This is a genomic window from Enterobacter sp. CCUG 70166 (genome assembly GCF_020224095.1).
GTDB lineage: Bacteria > Pseudomonadota > Gammaproteobacteria > Enterobacterales > Enterobacteriaceae > Enterobacter > Enterobacter intestinihominis.
On sequence record NZ_NRIQ01000026.1, the window covers coordinates 1 to 17,540 of the forward strand.

Below are 17,540 nucleotides of genomic sequence, written 5' to 3' on the forward strand. Positions count from 1 at the left end.
GGGAACTGCCAGGCATCAAACAGAAAGAACCCCGTACCGGAAGGTGCGGGGTTTTTTGCTTTGTGCGCGGAAAAACATGCCGGATGGCGGCTTCCCCTTATCCGGCCTACAATTGTTAAAACGATTTTAACAAAGGTGCCGCTTTGACTCGTCCTTTTGATTACCAACAAGATTTTGCAAATATAAATTTTCGCGAACATCCCGAACGGTATCAGGTTGGCCGGGGTGAGCAGGGCGTATTGATGGTCGAGCCTTATAAAAGCGAAATCCTTCCACACTGGCGTTTTAAAAATTCTGAAGTCGCAGCGCGTTCGGCACAAGAGATATACGCTCTCTTTGAAGAGTACCGCAGTAAAAACGATTTTGTAGGTATGGATATGGCACGTAAATTCATACAAATGGGCTATACCCGCGCCCGGCGATACGCGAATCATAAGGGCGGTAAAAAGTATGATGCGGAACGACAAGTCAAACCCCTCGATCACGATCCAGTAAAAGCAGAAGCAGCCGCAGTCTTCAAAAAGTGGTGGGATAAAATTCGTGCAGACGAAGATTACTTGCAGCGAAAAAAAGCCCACCAGCAGTCCTGGGGATAATTACTGCGTCCGCTAATAATTAGATAGCTGATCGAGTTCACAAAACGCAATGAAACATATTGGAAACATTTTATTTACCTAACGATTCGTTTTAAATCCGGTTTTACTGTTTGTGGGCAAAGGCCCGCAATGTGAGACAGGGGATATTAAAATGACAGAAACCGTAGCCAGTGCAGATACGGATAACACCAATTTGGCAGGTAAGGATACTCGCCGTCGGGTTTGGGCAATCGTTGGGGCCTCATCAGGAAACCTTGTAGAGTGGTTTGACTTTTACGTCTATTCATTTTGTTCACTCTACTTTGCGCATATCTTTTTCCCGTCAGGGAACACCACAACTCAGCTTTTGCAAACCGCAGGCGTTTTTGCCGCCGGGTTCCTGATGCGCCCTATCGGTGGATGGCTATTCGGCAGGATCGCGGACAGGAAAGGGCGCAAGACATCCATGCTCATCTCTGTATGCATGATGTGCGTCGGCTCGCTGGTGATTGCCTGCCTGCCCGGTTATGAGACTATCGGAACATGGGCACCGGCGTTGTTGTTGCTGGCACGTCTGTTCCAGGGGCTATCGGTCGGTGGCGAATATGGCACCAGTGCGACATACATGAGCGAAGTGGCGGTTGAAGGGCGCAAAGGTTTCTATGCATCATTCCAGTATGTAACCCTCATTGGCGGACAGCTACTGGCGTTACTGGTTGTGGTGATCCTGCAACAAATCCTTAGCGATGAAGATTTGCGCGCCTGGGGCTGGCGCATCCCGTTTGCTATGGGCGCTGCCCTGGCGGTTGTCGCCCTGTGGCTACGCCGTCAGCTTGATGAAACCTCTCAACAGGAGGTCAGGGCGCTGAAAGAGGCGGGCTCGATGAAGGGGCTCTGGCGAAACCGCAAAGCATTTTTGATGGTGTTAGGTTTTACCGCCGCGGGCTCGCTAAGTTTCTATACCTTCACCACCTACATGCAAAAATATCTGGTTAACACCACGGGCATGCATGCAAACGTTGCGAGTGTCGTCATGACGGTGGCGTTACTCGTCTTTATGCTCATCCAGCCGATTGTCGGCGCGCTGTCGGACAAAATTGGTCGCCGTACCTCCATGCTGATCTTTGGCGGCATGCTAACCCTGGGTACCGTTCCGCTTTTGACGGCGCTACAGCATACAACCTCTCCGTATACCGCTTTCGCTTTAATCATGGTGGCGCTCATTATTATCAGTTTTTACACGGCAATCAGTGGCATTTTGAAAGCGGAAATGTTTCCCGCACAGGTGAGGGCGCTGGGTGTAGGCCTGTCTTATGCGGTCGCGAATGCCCTGTTCGGCGGTTCGGCAGAGTATGTCGCGTTATCCCTTAAGTCATGGGGCAGTGAAACGACCTTCTTCTGGTATGTCACCGTTATGGGGGCGCTGGCGTTTATTGTCTCGCTGATGCTGCATCGCAAAGGAAAAGGTATCCGCCTTTAATAATGCGCCATCTGCCAGACGGCGTAGCCGGTTGTTGCCCCGGCTACGTCCCAGGCAAAATCTTTCCAGCTCCAGCCACTTCCCGAGGGGCGGCTATCCCAAAGTTCTTTTGATGCCCCCAGGCTGATGGAGAACATCAGGCCTATTGTGGCACTTCGATCCCTGCTATAACCCTGGTGCAGCGCATACTCATTACCCGCAGCGGACATCATTGCAGACGCCAGAAAGTGCTGAGCTTTATCCTGACCCGACCAGTTATCATTAGCCATATGGCTGCAACCTGTCAGCAAAAGAGGGATTATCAGGCAAGGCGTACGCATTAACAAGCTCCATAAAAAAGCCCCGTCGATGACAGGGCTCGTGTATTACAGAATGCGGCTGATGAGGCGATCGATACGGATCCGACGTAGACGGCGAATCAGCTTGCGAACTTTCACCGGGTAATCAGCGATGCTTTGCAGATCGCGATAATGACGAACCACTGTGGTATGCGTGCGTATAAGCTCCAGCTCACGATCGCGTTTCGCGGCTAACGCATGCTGAGGATCGTGAATAAGAATGGCGTTTTCCAAATCCAGACGCCAGGCGCGTGGGTTCAGGTTATTACCGGTCAGCAGCATCCACTCGTCATCAACCCACATTCCTTTGAGATGATAACTGTTATCATCATCTTTCCAGAGGCGCACGACGAGCTGGTCCGTGTTCACATAGTACTGTAAACGGCTCAGAAAGCGGCGCAGGTTAATCTCATAGAGATAAGGCAGTGCGCCGATGATCTTGAAAGGCTGATCTTCCGGAATGAAAAAGTCGTTTGCCGTTTTATCCCCGACAATGATTTCCACCTTTTTACCATCACGCAGCAGCTGAATGATATTACGCACCAGAACGGCGGGAAGGTTGAAGTACGGGGTGCAGATGGTGAGCTTATGCTCCGCGCACGGCATCAAATGGAAGATAGTCTTGTTCAGGAGGCTGGATTTACCCAGGCCTACCAGAGGCGTAACGGACAGTTCTTCATTATTGGCATCACCCTGGAAACGATAAACCGCATCGCGCAGCTCCTGGCGGAAGGAGCGAACGTCGTTTTTGATTTCCGGGCTTTTCGGGCGATGAGGATCGTCAAGACGATGCACACCCCGGCCATGAACCAGGTTTTTATCAACCCAGTTGAACATGATGTCGGTCATCTGCGGATTACGGATAAGATGGTAGCGATCGTAACGGTATTTATCGAGCTGATGGAGATACACATCATTCAGACTGGCGCCGCTATAAAGGACGCTGTCATCAATGATAAATCCTTTAAAATGAAGAACGCCAAGCGCTTCACGGGTATTCACCGGTACGCCATATACCGGGATATCAATACCCGGATTTTCCTGGGCCATGCGGCAATACCAGTCAGCATTGGTATTCGAGGCAGCCGCACCAATACGGCCACGCTGAGCACGGTGCCAGTCAACCAGCACGCGAACATCCAGTTCCGGACGCTGACGTTTCGCTTCATAGAGCGCGTTCAGGATCGCACGCCCACCTTCATCTTGTTCAAGATAGAGCGCCACAATGCAAATACGTCGCGTAGCGCTGGCAATCTTTTCAAGAAGCGTCTCCCGGAAATGAGCGGGAGCATAAAAGAACTCTACATCATCAACTGACTGAGAAATCTTCGGTAGTTGAGCAAGGTGTTGTTGATGTTTATTACGCTTAAATTTTGACAACATCACAGTGCGTTTCTTCTCTGTTCATTGAAGGGTTGTCTGTACCAGGCAAACAACATAAGCGGACAATGATACCCCAGTGCCGGGAAAAGTGGGTAACATTTCCAGCAGCTTACTCTTGTTTACCCGTCGAAGTCAGGCTGAGGGACAAAGAGACAATGCCTTCATCCAGCTGGATATCAACGTCAAAACCGAGCTTCCGCGCCAGGGTCACCATACCCCGATTATTTGGCATAGTAATGCCATTGAGCCGTGACAATCCGTGATCGCGCGTATAACCAATGAGTTTTTCGAGCAGCCGTCTGCCCAAACCCAAACCTTTAAGATCGGAACGCACCAGTACGGCAAACTCCGCATCCACGTTATCCGGGTCGGAAATGGCACGCGTCACGCCGAGGATCTCCTCTCCCTCTGCGGAACGGCGGACCGCCACAATCGCCATTTCTCGATCGTAGTCGATCTGGGTCATATTGGCTAAATCGTCGTGGGTAAATTCATTAATTTCGCTGAAATAGCGATAGTACAAATCTTCTTTCGTCACCTGCGAGATGAACGCTCGCAGCAGCGGCTCGTCTTCCGGCAGGATAGGGCGAAACAGTGCCCGCTCTCCATTTTTCATCTCCACCCACTCTTCCAGATGGAGAGGATAAGGACGAATGGCGAGACGGCTTTCCCGGTCACCGACAAATGGCGCAATTTCCAGCGTCACGTCGAGGGCAGTGAATTCATTTCCGGAAGCGAGGAGCGGGTGGATGTCCAGGCGCTGGATCTCCGCACAGTCAACAATGAGGTTGGAGACCTTCACCAGAAACTGGCTTAACCCGGCGATATCAAGCGGCCTCAGAGCGCTTCTGCCGCGGATTTTTTTACTTTTGATGGCCTGAATAACCAAATAACGCGCCAGGTTCATGTTTAGAGGTGGAAGCGCGACAGCCGCTTGTTCTTCTGGCTGCCATTCAACGCCGCCTTCACCCAACATAATAAGTGGACCAAAAACCGGATCGTGTTCGACGACCACGCGCAGCTCCTGCGCACCTGCTCGGTTAGCCATGCTCTGCACCAGCAGGCCGTGGATCCGGGCCTGTGGCCACGTCATTTTAACGCGATCGATAATGGCATCCGCGGCCTGTTGTACTTCTGTCGCGGTGCGCAGATACAGCATGACGCCCTGAACATCCGATTTGTGCGGAATATCGGGGGAGCGCAGCTTCAGCGCGACCGGATAGCCAATCTGCTCAGCGATATGTACCGCCTCAGCGCTGTCACCGGCAATCCAGGTCGGCAGTGTTTGCATCCCATAGCTGCCAAGAATGGGTTGCACTTCATGCGTATCAAGCGAAGTGGCGCCCTCTTCGATGGCCTGTTGCAATAAACTGTGTACGTCCACCGAATTTGCTGTGAGGTTGCCCGGTAGGGCAGGCGTTTCACGCAGCTGCTTCTGGTTGCGGCGGTACTCAACCATATGCATAAACGCGGTTATGGTGCCCTCTGGCGTACGGTAGGTTGGCAACCCGGCTTCACTAAACAGACGTCGCGCTTCCTGCGAGGAGAACTCGCCGCACCAGTTGGTAAGCAGGGTGACGTATTTGCCGCGCGGATGGTTTCGGACAGCCTCAATCAGCGTTCGTGCACTTTCGCTGCCTGGCGCAACCGCGCTGGGCGAATGGATAATCATCAGCGCATCAAAGTCCTGGCTATCCAGCAAAATCGTGATCGCCTCAATGTAACGATCGCTGCTGGCATCATCGCGCAAATCGAGGGGATTATCGGGAACAACGCTTCCCGGTAACGCGTCCCGCAGGCGCTGGAGCGTCTCTTCACCCAGCGTGGCCAGCTTGCCGTTGCGTAGCCAGAGCTCGTCCAGCGCCAGGGCGGCGGGAGCGGCTCCGTTGCTGACAATCATCAGCTTTTCACCGCGCAGGGGACGCATGTGGCTCAACGTTTCGACGGCGGAAAAAAGCTCGTGCGTATCCTGTACCCGCAGTAAACCGGCGCGCTGGATCGCTGCATCCCATGCGGGATCCATCCCGGAATGGGATTGCAGCAGGCGCTGAGCCGCGGGGCTGCGCCCGCTTTTGATGACCAGAATCGGTTTATTACGCGATGCGCTACGCGATGCCGACACAAAACGACGGGCGTCACTCAGATGTTCAAGGTAGAGCAGGATAGCGCTGGTTTTGCTGTCACGCGCCAGGAAATCCAGCAGCTCATCAACGTCAATGTCCAGGCTGTCGCCGAGGGCGATGAAATAGGAAAAGCCCATCTCACGCTGCTGCGCCCAGTCGAGGATGGTATTGGATACCGCTGCCGACTGTGAAATAAAGGCCAGTTTGCCTTTACGGATCGGAACCGGGGAAAAACTGGCATTCAGCCCTTGCCAGGGCGCAAGCAGACCGAGGCTATTTGGACCAAGAATGCGCATCTGGTAGCGGCTGGCGCAGGCCAGCAGTTCGGGCTGCTGTTCAGGAGGCGAGGAAAGAATAATGCAGGTTTTACAGCCTTTCTGACCGAGCGACTCAAGCAATTCGAGGTTTCGTTTCGCATGCGTACAGAGCACGGCGAGGTCGGGAACAAACGGTAAACTTTGCACGTCCGGCCACGCCAGCACCCCCTGTACCGCTTTATAAGCGGGCGTAACGGGCATGACCGGGCCGTTAAACCCGCCAGCCAGCAGGTTACGCATCATCAGATACCCTGCGCGGTCCGGTTTCATCGAGGCGCCAATAACGGCAATGGATTTCGGACGGAGTAGCGCTTCTAACCCTCTCTGGCTCATGCAGGCCTCCTGTGAATGCAAGCGACCTGATGATTTTAAACGCTTTCTGTCTCTGTTGCTGTGACGCTACCCTTATGAACGGTTTTTCCTGCCAGATAACGTTCGCGGAAGCAGGAGAAGTGGGAGCTTAATGCGCTGGCCGCCTGGGTATCGCCCGCCAGATCCAGTAGCGCAATGGCGACTTCAGCGGTGCAATATTGACCCTCGGCATGCGCTTCTCGTAAGCGATAGGCCGAAACGCGCGACAGATCGACGGAAATCACCGGCAGCGCATCAAGATAAGGGCTTTTGCGAAACATCTTTCTTGCTTCGGTCCAGGTGCCGTCGAGCATAATAAACAGCGGCGGCTTACCGGATGGTGGCGCCGTAAGCACCTGGCGTTGTTCGCCTGCATATGATGCCGGGAAAACGACCATGGGCTGATAGTCCGGGTTTGCCACCAGGTCAAGCAGAGCCTGAGGTGGCTCAGTGCGCGACCACTGAAACGCTGCGGTATTGGGCAGAATATCGGCGATCAAACGCCCCGTGTTGCTGGGCTTCATCGGTTCGGTATCGAACATGACCAGACAAAAGCGGCTTTTCGCCTCGCTCGGTGCAAGCGTTTCGCACAGACACACTTTCAGCGGTAAAAGGCAGCGCTGGCAGCGGCGAATACGATTGCCTCGGGCCAGAAAAGGGCGGGTGGCGCGCGCAAGGCGCTCGGCGCGTAATTGAAGTACAGCGTTATCAGTCATGGGCGAAAAGGCAGGAAAAACCCCATTTTCGCAGAGGAGAGAACGGGGCACAAGATATGCCCCGCGAATGTTACAGGGATTCGTTTAACCAGCTGTCGAAAGGCGCTTTCGGTACTGCACCATTGAGCATGTCGATCACTTCACCATTTTTGAAAATCATAATGGTTGGAATGCTGCGAATGCGAAAACGGGCGCTGAGTTCACGTTCCGCTTCGGTATTCACTTTAACAAAACGCATTTTCCCGCTGCGCTCTTCAGCCACGTCTTCGAAGATGGGTGCAAAGTTACGGCAGGGGCCGCACCACGGTGCCCAGAAATCGACCACAACCGGCAGATCGTCCTTGAGGAGTTTGTCCAGCGTAGCACCCGTCGCGTTAATGACATCGCCATCAAATAATTCGTGGCCACAACGCCCGCATTTCGCACCGTCATCCATCCGATCGTCCGGAATGCGGTTTAAAGCCTGACAGTTGGCACATACGGTATTCATAACTAACCTCTGATAGAGCCGTGGAACAACGGCAGAACGCCGATAATGTTTCTGATATGTTACATATTATCAGTGAGCCTGTATAAATCGACAACGCGTTTTATTCAATGGGAACAATAGTCACAGGCTTTTGTACGAAATTATGGCTATGAGCTTGCACATCGGGTAATCTGCGCGCTTCGCGCAGCGCTGGTGGAGAAAAGCATGAACGACGAAATGAAAAACAAAAGCGGCAAGGTCAAAGTGATGTATGTCCGCAGTGATGATGACTCTGATAAACGCACCCAAAATCCGCGTACCGGAAAAGGTGGCGGGCGTCCGGCGTCTTCTCGTGCAGACGGTGGCCGTCGCCCCGCCCGCGATGACAGAAATAACCGCGGCGATGACCGCAAACGTGATGACCGTAAGCGTGACGATCGCAAACGCGATGATTTTGTCCGCGACGGTGGATCGCCATGGCGTACCGTTTCGCGCGCGCCCGGTGAAGAGGCGACCGAAAAAGCCGATCACGGCGGTATCAGCGGAAAAAGCTTTATCGATCCGGAAGTGCTGCGTCGTCAGCGTGCGGAAGAGACCCGTGTCTACGGTGAGAACGCCTGTCAGGCCCTGTTCCAGAGCCGCCCGGAGTGTATCGTTCGCGCATGGTTTATCCAGAGCGTGACCCCGCGCTTTAAAGAAGCGCTGCGCTGGATGGCGGCGAACCGTAAAGCCTACCACGTGGTTGACGATGCCGAGCTGACAAAAGCGTCCGGGACTGAACACCACGGCGGCGTCTGCTTCCTGATCAAAAAACGTAACGGCACCACCGTGCAGCAGTGGGTCAGCCAGGCGGATGCCGATGACTGTGTGCTGGCGCTGGAAGATGTGGGTAACCCGCATAACCTGGGCGCTATGATGCGTAGCTGCGCGCACTTTGGCGTGAAAGGCGTTCTGTTGCAGGATGCCGCGCTGCTGGAATCCGGTGCGGCAATCCGTACCGCGGAAGGCGGTGCTGAGCATGTTCAGCCGATCACCGGCGACAGCGTGCTGGAGGCCCTTGAGCAATTCCGTAACGCGGGCTACACCATTGTCACCACCTCAAGCCGCGCCGCTACGCCGCTGTTTAAAGCGACGTTGCCGCGCAAAATGGTGCTGGTGTTAGGTCAGGAGCGCGATGGTCTGTCTGATGCGGCACTCTCCAGCGCTGACATGAGCGTTTCTATCGACGGCACTGGCAACGTTGAAAGCCTGAACGTATCCGTTGCGACCGGCGTGCTGCTGGCCGAATGGTGGCGTCAGAACAAGGCATAAGCCTTATATGTGCCGGGCCTGACCCGGCACATTCAAACCCTACTCACTCTCTGCCGGTAACACAGGCATCCAGTCAATCGGCTTTTCGCCACGCTTTTCCAGCCACTCATTCGTCAGAACAAAATGGTTACTGCCAAAGAAACCGCGATGCGCAGACAGCGGCGACGGGTGCGGTGCTTTCAGTACGTGATGGCGCTGACGATCGATAATCGCCCCTTTCTTTTGGGCATGTGAACCCCAGAGTAAAAACACGACGCCTTCACGATGCTCATTGATTAGGCTGATAACCTTATCGGTAAAGGTTTCCCATCCCAGACTGGCGTGGGAGTGTGCCTGACCCGCCCGGACGGTTAATACGGTATTCAGCAACAGCACGCCCTGGCGCGCCCAGCTTTCCAGATAACCGTGATTAGGGCGGGTGAAACCCGGAATCGTTCCTTCCAGCTCTTTATACATATTCAGCAGAGAAGGGGGAATGGCCACGCCCGGACGCACGGAAAATGCCAGTCCGTGAGCCTGCCCGGGACCATGGTACGGATCCTGCCCCAGTATAACCACCTTCACGTCGCTCAGTTCGGTGTAGCGAAAGGCGTTAAATACATCTTTCTGCGGTGGATAAATTGTCTGGCCGGCCTGCCGTTCAGCCGCAACGGTACTGAGGGTATTAATAAAATAGGGCTGCTGCTTCTCTTCTGCCAGCACGTCATGCCAGGTTAAAGGTGTTGTCATCTCGCTCTCCTGCGAATTTCATTCTCTGCCTAGCTTACCTGCTAATGCCTGGTGAGCAAAATTACCCGCGGAAAAGCGGCTAAGTGTCTCAATTTATGTTGAAAACCAGGCAGGGTAAGTTGAATTGGTAAATCATTAAAATTGATCTAAAACAAAAAATTTAGACCACACTCTTTATGTGGTTAGTGATTTTGTTGATTTAAATCAATAAATCACCCGGGTCTGAATGTTATATATACACACAACAAACAATGGTTTTACCAATTGGCCGCAAAAGGCCAGCATCAGTTAATGTAGCCTAAGGGAGGCAACACATGATTACAGGTATCCAGATTACTAAAGCTGCAAATGACGATCTGCTGAACTCTTTCTGGCTGCTGGACAGCGAGAAAAACGAAGCGCGCTGTGTAGTAGCGAAAGCAGGTTTTGCGGAAGACGAAATCGTTCCGGTGAGCAAACTGGGCGAAATTGAATACCGTGAAATTCCAATGCAAGTGCAACCAGAAGTGCGCGTGGAAGGTGGTCAGCACCTGAACGTTAACGTCCTGCGTCGTGAAACGCTGATGGATGCTGTTGAGAACCCAGAAAAATACCCGCAGCTGACCATCCGTGTGTCTGGCTATGCGGTGCGTTTCAACTCTCTGACTCCGGAACAGCAGCGCGACGTTATCGCCCGTACCTTTACTGAAAGCCTGTAAGGTTTCAGCTTCGGGGGTGGAATAAAAAAGCCGGGAATGTCCCGGCTTTTTTTTACTCTTCAGTTTTTGTCTCTGGCGCAGCAGAACTTGGCTTACGGCGCTTACCAATATTTTTGGTATCGCGGTGGCGCTGCTTCACGCGCGGCTTCTCTTTTTCTTTCTCTTTTCTCTCAGCACGTTTCGCGAGCGCTTTCTTAGACGGTTTACCCGTCATTTTTTCACTCGGTGCACGTGTCGTCGGACGAAGTTCGTCAATCACACGAGCTTTTAGCGGCTCATCAACGTAGCGGCCAATTTTTTGGAGCAGCAGATGGTCGTGCGCTTCTACCAGAGAAATAGCAATCCCTTTGCGGCCCGCACGGCCGGTACGACCAATACGGTGCAGGTAAGTATCACCGCTGCGAGGCATATCAAAGTTGATCACATGGCTCACGTCCGGGATGTCGATCCCGCGCGCGGCAACGTCGGTTGCAACCAGCACATTCACGCGACCATCGGTCAGGCGCTTAATCCCTTCGGTACGCTTAACTTGTGCCATTTCACCTTCGAGATAGCAGTTGTTGATGCCAGCGTTGCGCAGCATTTCTGCCAGCTCATGCACGCGCTCGCGTTTACGTACGAAGACGATGGTACGGGTTGCTTCTTCCTGCTTCAGCAGATGTTTCAGCAACTCAACCTTATGCTCAAGGTTATCTGCGCGGTAGTACCACTGGTGGATCTTCTTACGCTCACGCGTCGATGGCGTAGCGGACACTTCCACCGGATCTTCCAGCAGACGTTCGGCGAAATCTTTAATGGCATCCCCTTCAAGGGTTGCCGAGAACAGCATTGTCTGGTTACGCCAGCGCGTTTCACCCGCGATGTGTTCGATATCCTGGGCAAAGCCCATGTCCAGCATGCGGTCAGCTTCATCGAGAATCAGCGTTTCCACCGCCCGGCAGTCGAAGTTCTCTTCTTTTATGTATTGCAGCAGACGGCCTGTCGTCGCGACAACGATATCCTGGTTTTCGCTGAACACTTCGGCGTGGTTCATATACGCTACGCCGCCAGTGATGGTCGCGATATCCAGATGGGTGTTCGCCGCCAGCTCACGCGCGTGTTCGGCAACCTGCATCGCCAGTTCACGGGTCGGGGTCAGGATCAAAATGCGCGGCGGCCCTGATTTTTTACGCGGAAAATCGAGCAAATGCTGCAACACAGGCAGCAAGTAGGCTGCTGTCTTCCCCGTGCCGGTTGGCGCAGAACCGAGCACATCGCGGCCCTCAAGCGCAGGCGGAATGGCCGCGGCCTGAATGGCGGTCGGGCGTGTAAAGCCTTTACTCTCAAGAGCATTGAGCAGGCTTTCATCGAGTTCAAGTTCGGAAAAAGTCGTTACAGTCATGTTCTACCTCTGTGTGGGGCGCTGATTATAGACGTTACGGCTGTAATCTTCATCTGTTTGTATGGATATCGCTTTTCGACCACTTCGCTTTCCCCTATGCTACTCCAGTTTCACACAGAAGGTTGCCCTGACATGTCTCAACTCAAAGCGCAGTTGCGCCGCGATGGTTTTACGTTTAAACAATTTTTTGTGGCGCACGATCGTTGTGCAATGAAAGTCGGTACAGACGGTATTTTACTGGGTGCATGGGCCCCTGTCGCAGGTGTAAAACGCATTCTGGATATTGGTACGGGCAGCGGACTTCAGGCGCTGATGCTGGCGCAGCGTACCGAAGAACACGTCACTATCGACGCCGTTGAGCTTGATCCTCAGGCGGCCCAGCAGGCAAGCGAAAACGCTGCCGATTCTCCGTGGGCAGAACGGATCAGGGTGGAATGTGCCGATGTCCTGACCTGGGCACTGGAGCAGACTGCGCGTTACGATTTGATCGTCAGCAATCCGCCGTATTTCACGCCAGGTGTGGAGTGTGGAACGCCGGAACGCGAGCAGGCACGTTACACCGGCTCGCTCGATCACAAGGCGCTACTGACCAGCGCGGCGGAACTCATCTCGGAAGAGGGATTTTTCTGCGTGGTCTTGCCCGAAAGCACGGGTAACACCTTCATTGAGATCGCTCGGGATATCGGCTGGAGTTTGCGTCTTCGTACCGATATTTCGGATACGGAAGGTCGCTTACCGCACCGTGTGTTGCTGGCGCTCTCGCCGAAAGAGGGGGAGTGCTTTACCGACAGGATGGTTATTCGCGGGCCAGACCAGCGTTATTCCGAAGATTACACTGCCCTGACCCAGGCCTTTTATCTGTTTATGTGAACCTGCGGCGTCAACACCGACGGGCCGGACGTTTCCAGCGGGTCGGGATAGTCCAGCGTATAATGCAGGCCACGACTCTCTTTGCGCATCATCGCACAGCGTACAATCAGCTCGGCAACCTGCACAAGGTTGCGCAGCTCCAGCAGATTATTGGAAACGCGGAAGTTGGCGTAATATTCATCAATTTCCTGCTGCAACATCATGATGCGGCGTAACGCGCGTTCCAGACGCTTCGTTGTGCGTACAATCCCGACATAATCCCACATGAGAAGCCGCAGCTCGTGCCAGTTATGCTGGATAACAACCAGTTCGTCCGGGTTCTCTACTCGACTTTCATCCCATGCTGGCAGGTGCGTTGTTGGACGTGCATAGGGCATGCGTTTGGTTATATCTTCCGCAGCCGACCATCCATACACCAGACACTCCAGCAATGAGTTTGATGCCATGCGATTCGCACCATGCAGGCCGGTGTAACTGACCTCGCCGATCGCATACAAACCATCCACGTCGGTACGACCATGATCGTCAACCATCACCCCGCCACAGGTATAGTGGGCGGCAGGCACAATCGGCACCGGATCGCGGGTTAAATCGATACCCAGACTCAGCAGCTTTTCATAAATCATCGGGAAGTGCTGGCGAATAAAGTCTGCCGGTTTATGGCTAATGTCCAGATACATACAGTCCACGCCAAGCCGCTTCATCTCGTGGTCAAGGGCGCGGGCCACGATATCCCGCGGGGCAAGTTCACCTCGGGGGTCGAAGTCCGGCATAAACCTGGAACCGTCCGGTCGCTTGAGATACGCGCCTTCGCCGCGCAACGCTTCAGTTAACAGGAAGTTACGTGCCTGCGGGTGGAACAGGGCGGTAGGATGGAACTGATTAAACTCCATATTCGCTACGCGGCAGCCTGCGCGCCAGGCCATGGCGATACCGTCTCCGGAGGCGATATCCGGGTTAGTCGTGTACTGGTAAACCTTGGAGGCGCCGCCGGTCGCCAGCACAACGGCTTTAGCCTGGCAGGTTTCCACCTTCTCTTTATTCCGATTCCACACCCATGCGCCGACAACACGGCGCGTGCCGGGCAGGCCAATTTTATCGGAAATAATCAGGTCGACGGCGTTACTGCGCTCCAGCACCCGAATATTGGGATGGCTGAGGGCTTTGCTGACCAATGTGGTTTCAACCGCTTTTCCTGTTGCATCAGCAGCGTGCAGAATACGGCGATGGCTGTGCCCGCCTTCACGGGTCAGATGATAGCTCTCTTCACCATTAGGCTGAACCTGCGTATCAAACAGCACGCCTTGGTCGATAAGCCATTGCACGCAGTGGCGGGCATTGCTGGCGACAAACTCTGCGGCATGCTCATCCACGATCCCGGCACCGGCAATCAGAGTGTCTTCTACGTGTGAGGCAATGCTGTCCGTTTCATCAAACACGGCGGCAATACCGCCTTGTGCATAGAAGGTGGAACCTTCGCTCATCGGCCCTTTACTCAGCACGATTACGTTCTGATGTTCCGCCAGGCGCAGCGCGAGGGAGAGGCCAGCAGCACCGCTGCCGATAATCAGTACATCACAATGGAGTTCAGGCGTTGTATTCATGATGTTTGTTTAATTTACTAAACATGGTCTGGGCAGAATAGCATTGTGATGCGAGTTATCGCACGTTTTTTTTGAAGCGTGTTGCAATGACTAAACGGATGGCCGGAAGTTAAATCATCGCTAAATGACTGGAATTATTTTGCGAAGCAGATCGTTAGCTTCAGATTTTGTGGTGAAATAAAGCCTGTGTTGCGTTACTCTTCTGACGATAAAGTTAATGATTCTTGTCAGAAAGCGGGTGCGTATCGTGAACAGACTTATAATGAGAGAAAATGAACGGTCTGCGGCGCGATGAACAAAAACAAAGGCGTTACGGAACTTATTGAAGAACAGACGCTCTAATTCGGTGCTTGCTCAAAGTGCAATGTTGTTAGAGTGGCGTTTCGATAACGCGTGGAATTTGGTTTGGGGAGACATTACCTCGGATGAGCGAGCAGTTAACGGACCAGGTCCTGGTTGAACGGGTCCAGAAGGGAGATCAGAAAGCTTTTAACCTACTGGTGGTGCGCTACCAGCATAAGGTAGCGAGTCTGGTTTCCCGCTATGTACCGTCAGGCGATGTTCCTGATGTGGTACAAGAGTCTTTTATTAAGGCCTATCGCGCGCTGGATTCATTCCGGGGGGATAGTGCTTTTTATACCTGGCTGTATCGTATTGCAGTCAATACGGCTAAGAATTATTTGGTTGCTCAGGGGCGTCGTCCGCCTTCAAGTGATGTTGACGCTATCGATGCAGAAAACTTCGAAAGTGGCGGCGCGCTGAAAGAAATTTCGAACCCTGAGAACTTAATGTTGTCAGAAGAACTGAGACAAATCGTTTTTCGCACGATCGAGTCGCTCCCGGAAGATTTACGCATGGCAATTACGTTACGGGAGCTGGATGGCCTAAGCTATGAAGAGATAGCCGCCATCATGGATTGTCCGGTCGGCACGGTTCGTTCACGAATTTTCCGTGCGCGAGAAGCCATTGATAATAAAGTTCAACCGCTTATCAGGCGTTGACGATAGCGGGATACTGGAAAAGGTATTAGGCATGCAGAAAGAAAAACTTTCCGCTTTAATGGATGGTGAAATGCTGGATAGTGAGCTGCTCGATGAGTTGTCTCATTCTCCCGAAATGCAACAGACCTGGGAGAACTATCATCTTATCCGCGACACTCTGCGGGGTGATACCAGCGATGTTCTCCATTTCGATATCTCAGCACGCGTTATGGCGGCCATTGAGAACGAACCTGTTCATCAGACCACGCCGCTTATTCCTGAAGCGCAGCCTGCACCTCACCAGTGGCAGAAAATGCCGTTCTGGCACAAGGTGCGTCCATGGGCCAGCCAGCTCACCCAGATGGGAGTCGCTGCGTGTGTATCGCTTGCAGTTATCGTTGGGGTCCAGCACTATAATACCCAGTCTGAAGCCAGTCAGCAGCCTGAAGCGCCAGTGTTCAATACGCTGCCGATGATGGGTAAAGCCAGTCCGGTTAGCCTGGGCGTACCGGCAGATGCCTCCGCAAGCGGCGGACAGCAACAGCAGGTACAGGAGCAGCGTCGTCGCATTAATGCGATGTTGCAGGATTACGAGTTGCAGCGTCGTCTGCACTCCGAGCAGCTTCAGTTTGAGCAGGCCCAAACCCAGCAGGCTGCTGTGCAGGTGCCAGGAAACCAAACTTTAGGAACGCAATCGCAGTAATGAAGCAACTTTGGTTCGCCATGTCTTTGATGGCGGGTAGCCTGTTCTTCTCTGCTAACGCCTCGGCTGATGTTTCATCCGGGGCGTTGTTGCAGCAAATGAATCTGGCCAGCCAGTCACTCAATTACGAGTTGGCATTTATTAGCATCAATAAGCAGGGTGTCGAATCGTTACGCTATCGCCACGCCCGCCTTGATAATCAGCCGCTCGCCCAGCTTTTACAGATGGATGGCCCGCGTCGGGAAGTGGTCCAGCGTGGGAACGAAATCAGCTATTTCGAGCCAGGCCTTGAGCCGTTTACGCTCAATGGTGACTACATCGTTGATTCCCTGCCATCGCTCATTTACACCGATTTTAAACGTCTCGCCCCCTACTATGATTTTATCTCAGTGGGGCGAACGCGTATTGCCGACAGGTTGTGCGAAGTGATCCGCGTAGTCGCGCGGGATGGGACACGTTACAGCTATATCGTCTGGATTGACGCAGAGACGAAGCTGCCGATGCGCGTTGATCTGCTCGATCGCGACGGTGAAACGCTGGAGCAGTTCCGCGTGATCTCCTTCGACGTGAACGGTCAGGTTGGCAACAGTATGCAGAATCTGGCCAAAGCCAGCCTGCCGCCTTTGCTTTCCGTACCTGCCGGCGATTCTGTCAATTTCAACTGGGTACCTTCCTGGATCCCGCAAGGATTCAGCGAAGTATCCAGCAGCCGTCGCCAGCTGCCGACTATCGAAACACCGGTTGAGTCGCGCCTCTATTCCGATGGGCTATTTAGCTTCTCGGTGAATATCAATCGCGCTACGGCGAACAGTTCCGAACAGATGCTCCGTACCGGTCGCCGGACGGTTAGCACGACGGTACGCGATAATGCGGAAATTACCATTGTTGGTGAATTACCGCCGCCAACAGCAAAACGTATTTCAGACAGCATCAAATTCAGGGCTGCGCAATGATTAAAGAGTGGGCGACGGTCGTATCCTGGCAGGATGGCGTAGCGCTTGTCAGCTGTGACGTTAAAGCATCATGCAGCAGTTGCGCTTCGCGGGCCGGTTGCGGCAGCCGCGTATTGAATAAGCTGGGGCCGCAAACGTCGCACACTATTGCTGTGTCGAGCGATCAGCCGCTGGTGGCAGGGCAAAAAGTGGAGCTCGGCATCGCTGAAGGCAGCCTGCTCACTTCCGCCATACTGGTTTACCTCTCTCCGCTAGCCGGACTTTTCGTGATGGGCGGGGTTTTCCAGATGCTGTTCGGCACAGATTTGGCCGCCATGTGCGGTGCCGCCTTGGGCGGTGTGGGCGGGTTCTGGCTTGCTAAAGGCGTTTCCCCAAGGCTTACCGCCCGGAAAGCCTGGCAGCCCGTCATTCTCAGCGTTGCACTGGCACCCGACCAACTTCGTGTTGAGACGCTCTCTTCTGAGGCCCGGTGATCTGCCGGGCTTTATTATTATTTACATCGCAATAAAGTAAACGCCGTCTCTTCGCGCTATACCTGACTCTAAGTGCATTTCCAGCA

17 protein-coding genes are annotated in these 17,540 nt (G+C 53.5%); 9 read left to right on the forward strand and 8 right to left on the reverse strand.

Annotated elements, in window-relative coordinates:
• Window positions 1–143 precede the first annotated feature (143 nt).
• A complete protein-coding gene (locus CKK19_RS10790) occupies window positions 144–596 on the forward strand; it encodes a DUF4385 domain-containing protein (RefSeq protein ID WP_032622345.1) in 453 nt (150 codons plus the stop codon).
• A gap of 151 nt (window positions 597–747) precedes the next feature.
• Window positions 748–2,055 (forward strand): MFS transporter, encoded by a 1,308-nt coding sequence (locus tag CKK19_RS10795; RefSeq protein ID WP_022649054.1) that lies wholly within the window; start codon window positions 748–750, stop codon window positions 2,053–2,055.
• Here the strand turns inward: CKK19_RS10795 and CKK19_RS10800 are convergent.
• The 5 genes from CKK19_RS10800 to trxC form a co-directional block, all read right to left on the reverse strand.
• Window positions 2,052–2,375 (reverse strand): YfiM family lipoprotein, encoded by a 324-nt coding sequence (locus tag CKK19_RS10800; RefSeq protein WP_022649053.1) that lies wholly within the window; start codon window positions 2,373–2,375, stop codon window positions 2,052–2,054. The genes CKK19_RS10795 and CKK19_RS10800 overlap by 4 nt on opposite strands.
• Window positions 2,376–2,420: 45 nt before the next feature.
• A complete protein-coding gene (gene pssA / locus CKK19_RS10805; RefSeq protein ID WP_063149204.1) occupies window positions 2,421–3,776 on the reverse strand; it encodes a CDP-diacylglycerol--serine O-phosphatidyltransferase in 1,356 nt (451 codons plus the stop codon).
• A gap of 109 nt (window positions 3,777–3,885) precedes the next feature.
• On the reverse strand, window positions 3,886–6,549 hold the full coding sequence (locus CKK19_RS10815) for a bifunctional acetate--CoA ligase family protein/GNAT family N-acetyltransferase (protein WP_063853368.1): 2,664 nt from the start codon (window positions 6,547–6,549) through the stop codon (window positions 3,886–3,888).
• A gap of 35 nt (window positions 6,550–6,584) precedes the next feature.
• Window positions 6,585–7,283 (reverse strand): tRNA-uridine aminocarboxypropyltransferase, encoded by a 699-nt coding sequence (gene tapT, locus CKK19_RS10820; RefSeq protein WP_022649050.1) that lies wholly within the window; start codon window positions 7,281–7,283, stop codon window positions 6,585–6,587.
• A gap of 70 nt (window positions 7,284–7,353) precedes the next feature.
• Window positions 7,354–7,773 carry a thioredoxin TrxC gene (gene trxC, locus CKK19_RS10825; protein ID WP_003860733.1) on the reverse strand — a complete coding sequence of 140 codons (420 nt, stop codon included), beginning with the start codon at window positions 7,771–7,773 and terminating at the stop codon, window positions 7,354–7,356.
• 204 nt (window positions 7,774–7,977) lie between these two features.
• On the opposite strand from trxC, the gene CKK19_RS10830 reads away from it, so the two are divergent.
• The gene (locus tag CKK19_RS10830) at window positions 7,978–9,063 is read left to right on the forward strand and encodes a tRNA/rRNA methyltransferase (RefSeq protein WP_023300740.1); all 1,086 of its coding nucleotides are present in this window, start codon (window positions 7,978–7,980) and stop codon (window positions 9,061–9,063) included.
• 39 nt (window positions 9,064–9,102) lie between these two features.
• Here CKK19_RS10830 and ung read toward each other — a convergent pair whose 3' ends face one another.
• A complete protein-coding gene (gene ung, locus CKK19_RS10835; protein ID WP_003860729.1) occupies window positions 9,103–9,792 on the reverse strand; it encodes a uracil-DNA glycosylase in 690 nt (229 codons plus the stop codon).
• A 314-nt stretch (window positions 9,793–10,106) separates the two neighbouring features.
• Between ung and grcA the strand changes: the two genes are divergently transcribed.
• Entirely contained in the window at window positions 10,107–10,490 is a 384-nt protein-coding gene (grcA, locus tag CKK19_RS10840; protein ID WP_022649048.1) for an autonomous glycyl radical cofactor GrcA, read from the forward strand.
• A 52-nt stretch (window positions 10,491–10,542) separates the two neighbouring features.
• Here grcA and srmB read toward each other — a convergent pair whose 3' ends face one another.
• Window positions 10,543–11,871, reverse strand: a complete 1,329-nt coding sequence (srmB, locus tag CKK19_RS10845) for an ATP-dependent RNA helicase SrmB (protein ID WP_022649047.1) — start codon at window positions 11,869–11,871, stop codon at window positions 10,543–10,545.
• A gap of 132 nt (window positions 11,872–12,003) precedes the next feature.
• Between srmB and trmN the strand changes: the two genes are divergently transcribed.
• Window positions 12,004–12,741, forward strand: a complete 738-nt coding sequence (gene trmN / locus CKK19_RS10850) for a tRNA(1)(Val) (adenine(37)-N(6))-methyltransferase TrmN (RefSeq protein WP_058677483.1) — start codon at window positions 12,004–12,006, stop codon at window positions 12,739–12,741.
• Here the strand turns inward: trmN and nadB are convergent.
• Complete coding sequence (gene nadB, locus CKK19_RS10855) at window positions 12,726–14,345, reverse strand: L-aspartate oxidase (protein ID WP_063853369.1); 1,620 nt, start codon at window positions 14,343–14,345, stop codon at window positions 12,726–12,728. The genes trmN and nadB overlap by 16 nt on opposite strands.
• 425 nt (window positions 14,346–14,770) lie before the next feature.
• Between nadB and rpoE the strand changes: the two genes are divergently transcribed.
• Genes rpoE through rseC form a run of 4 tightly spaced genes read left to right on the forward strand, consistent with a single transcriptional unit; the run spans window position 14,771 to window position 17,454 of the window.
• On the forward strand, window positions 14,771–15,346 hold the full coding sequence (rpoE, locus tag CKK19_RS10860) for an RNA polymerase sigma factor RpoE (RefSeq protein WP_006176728.1): 576 nt from the start codon (window positions 14,771–14,773) through the stop codon (window positions 15,344–15,346).
• A 31-nt stretch (window positions 15,347–15,377) separates the two neighbouring features.
• On the forward strand, window positions 15,378–16,028 hold the full coding sequence (gene rseA / locus CKK19_RS10865) for an anti-sigma-E factor RseA (RefSeq protein WP_022649044.1): 651 nt from the start codon (window positions 15,378–15,380) through the stop codon (window positions 16,026–16,028).
• Window positions 16,028–16,981, forward strand: a complete 954-nt coding sequence (gene rseB / locus CKK19_RS10870; RefSeq protein ID WP_022649043.1) for a sigma-E factor regulatory protein RseB — start codon at window positions 16,028–16,030, stop codon at window positions 16,979–16,981. Before rseA ends, rseB begins: the two co-directional genes overlap by 1 nt.
• On the forward strand, window positions 16,978–17,454 hold the full coding sequence (gene rseC / locus CKK19_RS10875; RefSeq protein ID WP_063853370.1) for a SoxR-reducing system protein RseC: 477 nt from the start codon (window positions 16,978–16,980) through the stop codon (window positions 17,452–17,454). The genes rseB and rseC overlap by 4 nt, the downstream gene beginning before the upstream one ends.
• Window positions 17,455–17,540 lie beyond the last annotated feature (86 nt).